The sequence below is a fragment of the Aquitalea magnusonii genome, from assembly GCF_002217795.2.
GTDB lineage: Bacteria > Pseudomonadota > Gammaproteobacteria > Burkholderiales > Chromobacteriaceae > Aquitalea > Aquitalea magnusonii_B.
The window spans coordinates 2165321-2178343 of sequence record NZ_AP018823.1 but is presented as its reverse complement, the minus strand read 5'-3'; the positions used below and the strand labels follow the sequence as shown (position 1 = coordinate 2178343).

Genomic DNA, 13023 nt, shown 5'->3' with positions numbered 1-13023 from the left:
TTACACCATGATCATCGACATCCACGGCCACTACACCACCGCCCCCAAGGCGCTGGAAGACTGGCGCAAACGCCAGATCGACAACCTCTCCACCCCGGAGCTGGGCCCCAAGCCGTCCGAGCTGAAGATCTCCGACGACGAGCTGCGCGACACCATCGAAAGCAACCAACTGCGGCTGATGAAGCAGCGCGGCTCCGACCTCACCATCTTCAGCCCGCGTGCCAGCTTCATGGCCCACCACATCGGAGACTTCAACACGTCCTCCACCTGGGCGGCCATCTGCAACGAGCTGTGCTATCGCGTCAGCCAGTTGTTCCCCGATAACTTCATCGGCGCGGCCATGCTGCCGCAATCGCCCGGTGTCGACCCGGCCACCTCTATCCCGGAGCTGGAACGCTGCATCAAGGACTACGGCTTCGTCGGCATCAACCTCAACCCGGACCCGTCCGGCGGCCATTGGACCAGCCCGCCGCTGTCCGACCGCCACTGGTACCCCATCTACGAAAAAATGGTGGAGTACGACATCCCGGCCATGGTGCATGTGTCCACCAGCTGCAACTGCGCCTTCCACACCACTGGCGCGCACTACCTGAACGCGGACACCACCGCCTTCATGCAATGCCTGACCTCAGACCTGTTTACGGACTTCCCCACGCTGCGCTTTGTCATCCCGCACGGCGGCGGCGCGGTGCCGTACCACTGGGGCCGCTTCCGCGGGCTGGCGCAGGAAATGAAAAAGCCGCTGCTCAAGGACCATCTGCTCAACAACATCTTCTTTGACACCTGCGTCTACCACCAGCCGGGCATCGACCTGCTGACCAAGGTCATCCCGGTGGACAACGTGCTGTTTGCCAGCGAAATGATCGGCGCGGTACGCGGCATCGACCCGGAAACCGGCCACTACTACGACGACACCAAGCGCTACATCGAAGCGGCGGCACTGACGGATGCCGAGCGGCAGCAAATCTTTGAAGGCAATGCCCGCCGGGTGTATCCGCGACTGGATGCTGCCCTGAAAGCTAAAGGCTTGTAGTCATTGCGAACAAAAGCCCCGCGCTGACCCGGAGCTTTTGCGGAGTTGACCGCCTCTCACGTGCGCCATGGGCCACGCGATGGATAAAACAGATTAAGGAAGACAACACCATGTACCAACTCGGAGTGGTATACCGCAACATCACCCGCGCCGACCGCGCCGCCGCCGATGCACTGGCAGCGCTGGGCTCGGCCACCGTACACGAAGCCATGGGCCGCGTCGGCCTGCTCAAGCCCTATATGCGCCCCATCTACCCGGGCAAGCAGGTGTCCGGCACCGCTGTCACCGTGCTGCTGCAACCGGGCGACAACTGGATGCTGCATGTGGCGGCAGAACAGATTCAGCCCGGTGACATCGTGGTGGCAGGCGTTACCTCGGAATGCACCGACGGCTACTTTGGCGACCTGCTGGCCACCAGCTTCCAGGCCCGCGGCGCGCGGGCGCTGATCATCGACGCCGGTGTGCGCGATGTCAAAACCCTGCAGGAAATGGACTTCCCGGTCTGGAGCCGCGCCATCAGCAGCAAGGGCACCATCAAGGCCACGCTGGGCTCGGTGAATATCCCGGTGGTGTGCGCCGGCATGCTGGTGCATCCGGGCGATGTGATTGTGGCGGACGACGACGGCGTGGTGTGCGTACCGGCTGCCCGTGCGGCGGAAACCCTGGCGGCGGCGCAAAAGCGCGAATCGTTCGAGGGCGAAAAACGCGCCAAGCTGGCTTCCGGCGTGCTGGGCCTGGACATGTATGCAATGCGCGAGCCGCTGGCCAAGGCCGGGCTCAGGTATCTGGACTGACGTTTGCTGGCGTAAGCGTCACTCTCTGTATTGGCCACCCCGCGGGGTGGCATTTTTTTGGTCTGGGCGATGCAGAAACGGCAAGGCCGGGATGCGGGGAGGGCGGAAGTGGGGTCAGGCCGTGGTATCGACCGAATTACCAAGATGGCTGGGATTGCTGACGTATTCGTAGAGGCCGACACCAATGGCCACCCCGGCCAGCAGGGGATGGGCCTCGACAATGGAAGCGGCCTCGGTGACTACCGAGGAACCTGCTTTGAGCAAGGCCCCGCCGGAACTGCTGATGAATGAACCGACTGCACCCAGAAACATGGTTGGATTCCTTATTGCATTTATAAGAACTATCGGTGGAAATGCGGCTGGCTTGAGTTTCTTTACCCGGATTTACATCGGCTGACATGCGCATGAAAAACGGCTGGCAATGTGCCAGCCGTTGCGCTGTCAGGCTCCAAGCAGCCCCGTGTGGCATCAGAAGGCGGTGGACATGCCCACGCCCACGCTGTGCAGGGTGTTGCCATTGGCCAGCACCACGGTGCTGCTGGCATTGGTGCCGGTGGTGAGCGGACTGAAGCCGAAGTTGGCGTTTTGCAAAGCGCCGTTGTTCAGGCGGGTGGCATAGGTGTAGAAGCTGGTGCGCTTGGTGGCGGCATAAGTGGCACCCAGCACCCACTGTGTGGCTTTGTAGTCGTCGGCGCTGCTGGCATTGTTGAGGCGGCCCAGTTTGCTGTAGGACGCCTTGAGGGCAAGGCGTTCGCTGAGCGGCTGGCTGACACCCACCGTCCAGCCGGTCTGGTGCTGGGTCTGGCCACCAGTGGCGGATTCATAGGTCCCGCGCTCCACCCCGGCACCCAGCAAGGTGCCGGTGCTGCTGAAGGTCCATTGCGCCAGCAGCTTGGCAAAGTCCACATGCTTGCCGGCGGCGGCAGTGCCGGAGTTGGTCTGTTCGTAAGCGGCGGTGTCGAACTGGCGGTCCCAGCCGAAACCGGCCTTGAACGGGCCGTCGCTGTATTTGACCGCCAGGCTCAGGCGGCTGCGGTTGGTGTTGTTGGTCTTGGTTTCATCCACGCCGTAGGACAGGCCGCCCTGCCAGCCGGACAACAAGGGCGAGATATAGTGCAGCGAGTTCTTCAGGCGGGTTTCGCCACGGCTGAACAACTGGTAAAAGCCGGGGCCGGTACCCCAACTGTCGGCAATGGTGCCGGCCATCACGTCAATGCCAAAGTCGGCGGTACTGCCCACCAGCGATTTGTACACGGTGTCGTTGTAACCGGCGATCAGGCGACCGTATTGCTCGCTGCTCATGCCGACAAAGCTGTTGCGGGTGGCCAGGGTGGCGCTCTGGCCCCAGTCGGTGCTGCCACCCTGTTCGAAGTTGCGCAGGCTGGATTCCACCTGCCAGATGGCTTTCACGCCATTGCCCAGGTCTTCGTTGCCGCGAAAGCCGATGCGGGAATTATTGTCGGTAACGCGGGTGGTGGTGGACTTGGTGCCAGCGCTGCCGCCAGACGCGCCCACCGATTCCAGCGAGGCGCTGATCACGCCGTATAGGCTGACATTGCTGTCTGCCGCCTGGGCATTGAGTGCGCTCAGTACGGCACATGCGGCCAGGCTCAGTTTGACTGTGAATTGCTGCATGGTTTCTCCTCCATCTTGAATAGATAGTTGTTATTGCATTGGCTAATCTAGGTCAGCGGGGATGGGGCGGCGTTGCCAATAAGTGAACTTGCGTTGCCGTGTTATGTGGTGCTTGCACGGCGGGGCGCTGCCACGCGTCAGGCTGCTTGATAGCGTGGCGCAAGAGGTGGCCGGGCATGATGTTAAGCCAGGCAAAGTGAGGCAAAGCTGGATGACTGTCTTGCGATTGAATGATAGTAATTCCTGTTTGATTTGGATGCGTATCAGGAGTGGATGAAGTGAATAACACCGATCACCGTGGTGGCCTGGCGGCCATCGGCTGGCGCTGTCTGCCAGTCTTGGCCTGGCTGTACTTGCTGTGTAGCGCATGGCTGCCACGATTGGCACAAGCTGCCGACTATCAAAACCTGCCGGTGCAGCCGGCGGTGATCAGTTGTGCGGCGCTGGGCCAGCAGGACTTGAGCGCTGCGGCGGATGCGACTGTCAGCATCCAGGCGGCCAGCGTGGTGAATACGCCCAAGGGCGCGTTTTGCAAGGTGGAGGGCAGGATAGCCCCGGCCATCGGTTTTGAGGTGGATTTGCCGGTCAACGGCTGGACCCAGCGTTATTTGCAAGGCGGTTGCGGCGGCTTGTGCGGCATGACCCGCGTGGGCATCAGCAATGCCGGACGCTGTGGGCCTGCGCTGAATGGTGAATTTGTGGTGGCTGGCAACGACATGGGCCACAAGGGTCCGATGATGGGGCCGGATCAGGCCAGTTTCGGGGCTGATCCGCAAAAACGCATCGACTTTGCCTACCGCGCCAATCATCAGACCGCGCTGGTGGCCAAGGCCTTGATTCGTGCGTTCTACGGCCAGCCTGCACGTTTTTCCTACTTTGTCGGTTGTTCCGATGGCGGTCGTGAGGCGCTGATGGAAGCGCAGCGCTATCCGGACGATTTTGACGGCGTGTCCGCCGGGGCTCCCGCCACGCTGTTCCAGTTGCAAAACTCGCTGTATCACGGCTGGAATGTGGTGGCCAATCAGCGGGCGGATGGCAGCAATATCCTGCTGCAAAACCGGCTGGGCATTCTGCACCGTGCCGTGCTGGCGCATTGTGCCGAGGGTTCCGGGGTAAAGGATGGCCTGCTGCAAGACCCGCTCAGTTGCAAGGTGGACCCGGCCTGGGCGCAATGCCCGCCGGATGCCGCCGACAGCAGCCAGTGCCTGACTGCCGAGGAAGTGGCGGTGGCGCGCAAGCTGTATGACGGCCCGCTGGATGCGGCTGGTCGCAAACTGACCATGGGTGGCGTGCTGCCCGGCTCCGAACTGCAATGGATGGTGCCGGCCAGCACGCATGGCAAGTCGATGAGTCAGGACATTGCCTCACTGGCCATCAGTTATCTGATCCTGCCGCAGCTAGACCTGGGCATGGGCAATCTGCAAAAACTGCGGTTTGATGACGCCACGTTTGCCCGGCTGGCGCAATTGGCCCCGCTGTACAACGCCACCAATACCAATCTGCAGCCTTTTTACCAGCGCGGCGGCAAATTGATCCTGTGGCATGGACTGGCGGATACCTCGGTCACCCCGGCGGTGTCGCTGGCTTATTACCAGGGTGTGCAGCAACAACTGGGTGCCGCTGCAACCGATAGCTTCATGCGGCTATTCCTGTTGCCGGGTGTCAGTCATTGCGGCGGAGGAGAGGGTTACGACCAGGTGGATGTGCTCAGCCCGCTGATGGCCTGGACCGAATTGCAACGCCCGCCGGCAGCCCTGCTGACTGGCAAGCTGGCCCAGGCCGCACCGGACTTCATGGCCGCTCCCCCACCAGCAGGCATCCCAGAGCAGGGCAAGCCTGCCCAGGCCGCAGCCACCTTGCATGTGGCACCGCTGCCCAGCAGCCCGCTGGCACAGCCTTGGGCCGCGCTCAAGGCCACGCGCCCGGTGTATCCATGGCCCATGATTGCCCGCTATCGTGGCAGTGGCGATGTGAACGATGCCGCCAACTATCAGCCGCAGCAATCAGCCGCTGTGCTGCCGCTGGATTTCAACAGCCTGGCCAGCACCCTGATCGGGCCGGACAATCAGCGTAACTACCGGGTGGAGCAGGGGCGCTTGACTGCCGCGCCGTAACGCCCTGCCGTGCTTTCAGCGGCTGCTGCTGGCCGCTGCGGCCGGGCCGGCGCTGAAATAGTGACGCAGGTATTGCTCCAGCGCGGCACTATCCAGCGGTGGTGAATAGTAATAGCCCTGGAAGGTGTCACAGCCGTTTTCGCGCAGGAAATCCACCTGTGCGATTGCCTCGACACCTTCTGCGGTAATGCCCAGCATCAGGCTCTTGGCCAGCATGATGATGGCCTTGCACACCGCGGCATCCTGCGGCTGGGCCGGCGTATTGCAGATGAAGGAGCGGTCTATCTTCAGCCGGTCCACCGCCAGGTCCTTCAGCACCGCCATGGATGAGTAGCCGGTGCCAAAGTCGTCGATGGCCACCGATACCCCGATCTGCTTCAGGTCCTTGAGGATGCGCTTGCTGTTCTCCAGTGATTGCAACACGCTTTCGGTGATTTCCAGTTCCAGCAGGTGCGGGGCCAGGCCGCTGTCAGCCAGTTCGCGTGCCACGCGCTGGCGGAAGTCCGGTTCGACAAACTGCATTACCGATACATTGACCGCCACTTTCAGCGGGTAGTGGTAGTCGGCATTCCAGTGCTGCGCCGCGCGGCAGGCTTGCTGCAGCACCCAGCTACCCAGCTCCTGGATCAGTCCGCATTCTTCTGCCACCGGGATGAACAGGTCGGGCGGAATATGCTGTCCCTCGTCCTGCCAGCGCAGCAGCGCTTCAAAGCCGATCAGTACATTGTCCTCCACCCGGATCAGCGGCTGGTAGTGCAGGGTAAAGCTGCGCTCCTTTACCGCCTGGCGCAGCCGCTGTTCCAGCCGCAGCCGTTCGTGTACTTTTTCCGCCATGGATTCATTGAAAGTGCAGTGGCGGCGCTTGCCGGCCTGCTTGGCCTGATACATGGCGCTGTCGGCCGCGCTGAGCAGCTTTTCTGCCGTGGTGCCATGCTGCGGATACAGCGCAATGCCGATGCTGCAGGTGACGACGATGTTTTCCTTGCCCGCCTGCATCGGCTGTTCCAGTTTTTCCAGCAGGCGGTCTGCCATGGCGGTGCAGTCGGCCTCGCTGCTATGCGGGCAGATGATGAAGAATTCGTCGCCGCCAAAACGCACCGGAATGTCGGCGCGGCGGATGGTTTCGCGAATGCGCTGTGCCACCACCTGCAGTAGCTGGTCGCCCATGGCATGTCCCATGCCGTCGTTGATCAGCTTGAAGCCGTCAAGGTCGATGAAGACCAGTCCCATCTGCGTGCCGCTGGTTTCGGCGCGTTGCAGCTCGATGGCCAGTTGTTCGTTCAGCAGATAGCGGTTGCCCAGATCGGTCAGGGCATCATGAAAGGCCATGCGGTTCAGCTCGATCTCGGCCTGTTTGATGGAGCTGACATCAGTGCAGCCGATGATGTAGTGCGCCGGCAGGTCCATGTCGTAGGACACCAGGCAGATGTGTTCCCAGGCGGGGAAGTGCTCGCCGTTCTTGCGCTGGCACATCACTTCGCCATGCCAGCCGGCATCGCCCAGTTGGATCAGCTTGCTGTAGAAATCCGGGGTGTGTTTTTTTACGTGCAGCAGCTCGTCGATATCCTGCCCCAGGATTTCCATCAGCGCGTAGCCGGTCAGGCGCAGGAAGGCCGGATTGGCGGATTTCACCAGCCGCTCGCCATCTATCACCACGATGCCCTCGGCGGTGGACTGAAATACCGCCCCGGCCTGCTGCAGCAACTGCTCGGACTTGATGCGTTCGGTGATGTCGCGCAGCACGCCGATCTGCTTGGCGCTTTCCTGCCACTGCGGTTCGTACTCCTGCACCGACATCTCCACCCATACCGCATCGCCATCATCCGGAGTGATGGTGGTAATCATGTCTACCCGGCCCCGGTCTTTCAGCAACTGGTTCAGCCGGCTTTGGTCGGCATGTTCCAGCAGGCGCAGGAAGGGCGGCACGGCTTCCTGGCGCGTGGCCATGTCCAGCCCGGTGATCTTGCCGAAATAGCCCTGGCCGGTGAAGGTGGATTGTTGCTGGTCCCATTCCCAAATGCCCAACTGGGCGGTTTCCACCGCCAGCATCAGCAGGCGCTGCTTTTTGTGGACTTCCACTTCGGCGGTGCGGCAGGCCAGTGCCATGCGGATGGTGGCATTCAGTTCGCGCAGTTCGAAGGGTTTGAGCAAATAACCGTAGGGGGCGCTTTTTTCGGCCTGCTGCAGGATGTTTTCTTCGGCAAAGGCAGTGAGGTAAACCACCGGGATATCCAGCGTCTGGCGGATGATGAGAGCGGCTTCGGTGCCGGACATGCCGCCCTCCAGGTGGATGTCCATCAGGATGAGGTCGGGCTTGAGCTTGCCGGCGGCGGTAATGGCTTCCTCGCCGCTGGCGCAACTGGCCACCACGTCAAAGCCCAGGCTTTGCAGCGCGATTTTCAGATCCAGCGCGACAATGCGTTCATCTTCAACGATCTGGATGCGGTTGGCCATGTTTCTACTCCCGGATAAGGTCTGGAATGGTCAGGGTGAAGCAGCAGCCCTGGCCTGGTGCCGTTTCCAGCGTCAACGTGGCTTTCAGTTGTTCGGTCAGCATGGGCAGTAGCTGGAAGCCCAGGGTGGCCGCATTGCCCAGTGTCACCCCGTCGGGGCAGCCCTTGCCGTTGTCACGGATTTGCAGTTGCACCTGCTCGGCCGTGTGCATCAGGATTTCCAGCCGGCCCGGCTGGCCGGGTAGGAAGGCGTGCTTGCAGGCATTCACCACGATTTCATTCAGGATCAGCCCGAAGGGAATGCTGTTGTGCAGCTCCAGGTAGGCTTCCGGTCCATCCCGTTGGAACAGGAAGACAATGTGGTTGCCATAGCCGGTGCTGACATCGCGCAGCAGGTGGCTGAGCCTTTCGATATAGACCGACATCGGGATGCGCGAGAAATCATTGCGCTCGTACAGCAACTGGTGGATCAGCGCCATCGAGCGCACGTGGTTCTGGCTGTCCAGCAAGGCCTTGTTCACCTCCGGGGTGGCGGTTCTGGCCTGCAGGTTAAGCAGGCTGGAAATCACCTGCAGATTGTTCTTCACCCGGTGGTGTACCTCGCCGAGCAGCACGGTTTTTTCTTGCAGGGCCTTTTCCAGGTCCAGCTTGGCGTAATAGCGTTCCGAAACATCGGAAATACAGGCCAGGGTCAGCAGTTCGCCGCCCACATGCATGGGATTGAGGCCGATTTCACAGGGAAACGCCGTGCCATCGCGGTGGCGGGCAAACAGGGGCTTGCGGTTGGCCATGCCGCGTGCCTGCGGCTGGCGGAAGAAGCTGCTGAGGTTGTGAGCATGCTGGCTGCGGAAATCCGCCGGCAGCAGATGGTCCAGCTTTTCGCCCACCAGTTCGCGCCGGCTGTAGCCAAACAGTTGTTCCATGCGGGTGTTGATCAGGCGGATGGTGCCGCTCTGGTCCACCATCATCAGGCCGTCCGGCGTGGATTCCACCACTTCGCGGAAATAGGTTTCGCTGATCTGCAAGGCCAGCTCGTTTTGCTTGCGGGCGGTGATATCGATGCCGGAGGCAATCAGGTTGCTGATCTGTCCGTCTTCATCCCACAAGGGCCTGAGCATGAAGTCTATGGTCATGCGGCTGTCGTTCTTCATGCGCACCACTACGTCGTAGCGCACGGTCTGGCCGCGGGCTGCCTGCGCCACCGCTTGCTGCAGTTCGGCTTGTACTGCCGGGTCGTGGTTCCACCAGTAACATTCCCAGAACAGCTTGCCCTGCACCTGGGACAGCTCCAGCCCGGCCTGCTCCAGCGGGGCCCGGTTGGCTTCCTGCAAAGTGCCATCGTTGCTGAGCACGCTGACAAAGGTGAACAGGGCGTCCAGCACCTTGCGGATGCGATCGTTACTGGCGCGGATGGCTTGCTCGGCCTTTTTCTTCAGGGTGATGTCTTCCACCATGGCGATAATGCCGCAGGGCTGGCCCTGCCTGTCAAAACGCGGGTGGTAGCTGGCAGTCCAGTAGGTAAAGTGTCCGCTGCCAGGCGGTATTTCGGCACAGGCTTCGAAATTGCACTCGGCCACGCGGCTGGCCATCACCTTGTGCATCAGTGCTTCCAGGCCGGGGCCGGCTTCCGGCAGCACGTCGCGCGGGGTGCGGCCAATGTGGGCGGCGGGAGGCAGGCCGTTAGAGCTGGCCAGTTGCTGGTTGATATGAACATAGCGCAGCTCGCTGTCCAGCACGGCAATGCCGATGGGGGAGGCTTGTAGCAGGTCTGCGAGCAGTTTTTCCATGCGCCTGTTCCACCTTGTGATGAGGGGACGACTGATTATCCATTATGGGTAATGAAAATACGTATTGAAAGTATTGCTTTACTTGCTTGTGCAATGTCATCTGGCAGATGCCTGGCGGGGGAGGTGGCGGCTGTGCCGGGCAGGAGGGCGCGGCGTGTTGTGCGCTGCAATGTAAATTGCGCTCAGTTGTATGCTTGTCGAAATATCAAATCAGCCGGCAAGATTTTTTTTATTTGGCGGCGTGAATTGTTTTTATGATTTTGCGACTTTTTTTGAATGAAAATGGTTTTTTAATTAAATGAAAAACCTGCAGGCATTCGGTTTTGCGAATATCGTGCGGTGGGTGTGTTCGGGTTTTCGAATGGGTTGTTTCCCATTGTTTTCAACGACATGGCTTGCATTGCGTGCATGGAATGAAGTGGTTAGCATGGATGCGTAGTCAGATCAAAGATGATCAAGAATGCCCTTGGCAGAATCGGGCTGGTATTTGATTATCGCTATAAACATGTGAAACCAACGGGAAATAAATCGTGTCAGAAAATCAAGGTGACAAAAAGCTGCAGCGCGGGCTTGAGGCACGACATATCGAACTGATTGCCCTGGGTGGGACAATCGGTGTCGGTCTGTTCATGGGCTCGGCCAGCACGCTGAAATGGACGGGCCCTTCGGTCTTGCTGGCGTATGCCATTGCCGGGGTCTTTATTTTCTTCATCATGCGCACCATGGGTGAAATGCTGCATACCGAACCGGTGGCCGGTTCCTTTGCCCATTACGCTTACAAATACCTCAGCCCCTACTGGGGCTATCTCACCGCCTGGGCTTACTGGCTGATGTGGATTGCGGTGGGTATTTCGGAAATTACCGCCGCAGGTGTGTATGTGCAGTACTGGTTCCCCAGCGTGCCACAGTGGGTGCCGGCCATTGCCTTTGTCGCCATTCTGGCAGCGTCCAACCTGCTGGCGGTGCGCCTGTACGGCGAGTTCGAGTTCTGGTTCGGCCTGATCAAGATTTCCACCATCGTGGTGATGATTCTGGTGGGCATGAAGCTGATCCTGGTGGGCGGTGCCGACATGCCGGCGGTGGGTTTTGCCAACCTCACCGCGCACAGCGGCTTCTTTGCCGGTGGCTGGCAGGGCTTCCTGTTTGCCTTGTGCCTGGTGGTGGCGGCTTATCAGGGGGTGGAACTGGTGGGCATTACCGCCGGTGAAGCCAAGGACCCTCAAGTCACCCTCAAGCGCGCCATCAACAACATCATCTGGCGCATCCTGATTTTCTATGTGGGTGCCATCTTTGTCATCGTGGCCATTTATCCGTGGAACCAGATTGGCAGCAGCGGCAGCCCCTTCGTGCTGACCTTTGCCAAGGTGGGCATTGCCGCCGCAGCCGGTGTCATCAATTTCGTGGTGCTGACCGCGGCGCTGTCCGGTTGCAATAGCGGTATCTATAGCTGTGGCCGCATGCTGTACACCCTGGCACAGAACAAGCAGTTGCCGTCTTTCCTGGCCAAGGTGTCCAAGGGCGGGGTGCCGGTCAACGCCATCTGGGTGACCATTGCCTGCATCGGCCTGGGTTCGGCGCTCAACTACATCATCCCCAATCCGGAACGCGTGTTCGTGTATGTGTACAGTGCCAGTGTGCTGCCGGGCATGGTGCCCTGGTTTGTGGTGCTGGTATGTCAGGCCCGTTTCCGTCTGGCGCATAGCGACAAGATGGCCAGCCATCCCTTCAAGTCCATCCTGTTTCCCTTCACCAACTGGCTGACCATTGCCTTCCTGGTGTGCGTGCTGTTTGGCATGCTGGTGAATCCGGATACCCGCGTATCGCTGTTTGTCGGCAGTGGGCTCTTGTTGGCGGTGTCCTTGGTGTACAAGATGTTCAATCTGGGTCGCCACCATCAGCCGGCACTGGCTGCGGTGGAGCGCGACTGAGTGAGGCAGCGGCGTGCAACGGCACGCGGTTAATATCCATGCAAAGGGCGTGCCTGCGGGCAGGCCCTTTTTGCTGGCCTGGCGTTTGGCGCGCCGCCGCAGGGTTTTGAGTCGTGCTTAGGCGAAGAGGGCGGTGCTGGGGCTTATCTGCGCACCAAACTGGCGGATTTCCGCGACAAAGTCTGCCGCCTGTGCCTCGAATCCCGGCACCGGGCTGCTGCAGTCAGACAGCAGCACCAGCTTGCGGGCAAAGTCTGTCCCCAGGTGGCGCAGCAGGCTGCGTACCGAGCTGGCTACGCAGTGCGACAGCGCCTCGCCGGCCACGATAACCCGCTGTGCCGCCACCAGCGCGGCCACCTGCTGCGGCTGGAAGCGGGTGGCCGGGTCATCCGCCAGCGGCAGATCGGCCTCGAAGGCCGAGAAATGCTCGGTCAGCGGGTTCAGGCCCTTGAACAGGTACTGCACCGTCCGCAGACGCTGGCATTCCCATTGCTGCAGTGCCTGGTTCAGTCCGTCGTGAATATTGTGTCCCCAACTGCCAGTCAGGCAATGCGGCGGCCAGACAAACAGCGCGCAGTGCTGCAGGTAGTGGCGCACGGCAGGCAGCAGGGCCGGGTCGGCGGGCAACCAGCGTCCGGCATCCACATCGGCCAGGGTGATGGGGCAGAGCAGCGGCTGCTCGCCCGCCGGGCCGCGCCAGAAAGCCGGGTGAGCGATGTCGTAGCGGTGGTGGCTGTCCAGGGTGACGGTGATGGCATCCAGTGCCGGGCCATGCTGCTCAATCAGCTTGGCAAGCCGCGCCATGTCGCGGCAGGCCCCCGTTACCGGCAGGGCTGCGGTGGGCAGGTCGCAAAAGTCGTTTTGCGGATCGATGATCAGGAGATGCTGGCTCATGGTGATGGTTTCCGGATGACAGGCCGCCATTTTGCAAGCAGCCGGGTCATTTGGGTAGTCAGAGCCATCCCGCGCCAGGGTTTGGCTGGCAGGCAAATTCTGCATCCTTGCCCGCACGCGCTGCTATTGAGCAAGTCGGCGGTGGCCCGGCAGTGCGGTTTGGCAGCTTGCGGCGGCAAGCTGGCGCGGTTTTCCCGGAGCGTGCTGCACTGCTGTTTTATCGGGGCGGCGTGCTTTGCCGTGCGTGGCGGAGCTTTTTTGCTATGCATATCCGCTTTTTCCATAAGCATTTTTCTTGATAACAAGATCATTTTTTCTTGCTTATGGATATAAAGCGGCTCTGCTAAGGTGCTGTCCATTGCCATGACGCACTGCGGAAAACCCA

Annotated in this window: 10 protein-coding genes; 4 read left to right on the top strand and 6 right to left on the bottom strand. The window is 60.7% G+C overall.

Going from position 1 to position 13023, the window contains the following annotated elements; all coding sequences use genetic code 11:
* Positions 1–7 precede the first annotated feature (7 nt).
* The gene (locus DLM_RS10350) at positions 8–1033 is read left to right on the top strand and encodes an amidohydrolase family protein (RefSeq protein WP_119313225.1); all 1026 of its coding nucleotides are present in this window, start codon (positions 8–10) and stop codon (positions 1031–1033) included.
* 110 nt (positions 1034–1143) lie between these two features.
* On the top strand, positions 1144–1827 hold the full coding sequence (ligK, locus tag DLM_RS10345; protein ID WP_119313224.1) for a 4-carboxy-4-hydroxy-2-oxoadipate aldolase/oxaloacetate decarboxylase: 684 nt from the start codon (positions 1144–1146) through the stop codon (positions 1825–1827).
* 114 nt (positions 1828–1941) lie between these two features.
* Here ligK and DLM_RS10340 read toward each other — a convergent pair whose 3' ends face one another.
* Positions 1942–2139, bottom strand: coding sequence for a hypothetical protein (locus DLM_RS10340; RefSeq protein WP_089083156.1), 198 nt, complete (start codon positions 2137–2139; stop codon positions 1942–1944).
* Between the two features lie 156 nt (positions 2140–2295).
* Positions 2296–3462: a porin gene (locus DLM_RS10335; RefSeq protein WP_089083157.1), complete on the bottom strand. Its 1167-nt coding sequence runs from the start codon at positions 3460–3462 to the stop codon at positions 2296–2298.
* 278 nt (positions 3463–3740) lie between these two features.
* On the opposite strand from DLM_RS10335, the gene DLM_RS10330 reads away from it, so the two are divergent.
* Positions 3741–5576, top strand: a complete 1836-nt coding sequence (locus DLM_RS10330; RefSeq protein WP_197715553.1) for a tannase/feruloyl esterase family alpha/beta hydrolase — start codon at positions 3741–3743, stop codon at positions 5574–5576.
* 15 nt (positions 5577–5591) lie between these two features.
* Here DLM_RS10330 and DLM_RS10325 read toward each other — a convergent pair whose 3' ends face one another.
* Positions 5592–8030: an EAL domain-containing protein gene (locus DLM_RS10325; protein WP_089083158.1), complete on the bottom strand. Its 2439-nt coding sequence runs from the start codon at positions 8028–8030 to the stop codon at positions 5592–5594.
* Positions 8031–8034: 4 nt separating this feature from the next.
* Positions 8035–9816 carry a PAS domain S-box protein gene (locus tag DLM_RS10320; RefSeq protein ID WP_089083159.1) on the bottom strand — a complete coding sequence of 594 codons (1782 nt, stop codon included), beginning with the start codon at positions 9814–9816 and terminating at the stop codon, positions 8035–8037.
* A gap of 530 nt (positions 9817–10346) precedes the next feature.
* Here DLM_RS10320 and DLM_RS10315 point away from each other — a divergent pair.
* Complete coding sequence (locus DLM_RS10315; protein WP_089083160.1) at positions 10347–11744, top strand: amino acid permease; 1398 nt, start codon at positions 10347–10349, stop codon at positions 11742–11744.
* A gap of 117 nt (positions 11745–11861) precedes the next feature.
* Here the strand turns inward: DLM_RS10315 and DLM_RS10310 are convergent, their stop codons facing one another.
* Both DLM_RS10310 and DLM_RS23030 read right to left on the bottom strand, forming a co-directional pair.
* A complete protein-coding gene (locus tag DLM_RS10310; RefSeq protein ID WP_089083520.1) occupies positions 11862–12638 on the bottom strand; it encodes an isochorismatase family protein in 777 nt (258 codons plus the stop codon).
* Positions 12635–13003: a hypothetical protein gene (locus DLM_RS23030; protein ID WP_145985827.1), complete on the bottom strand. Its 369-nt coding sequence runs from the start codon at positions 13001–13003 to the stop codon at positions 12635–12637. Before DLM_RS23030 ends, DLM_RS10310 begins: the two co-directional genes overlap by 4 nt.
* Positions 13004–13023: the final 20 nt, after the last annotated feature.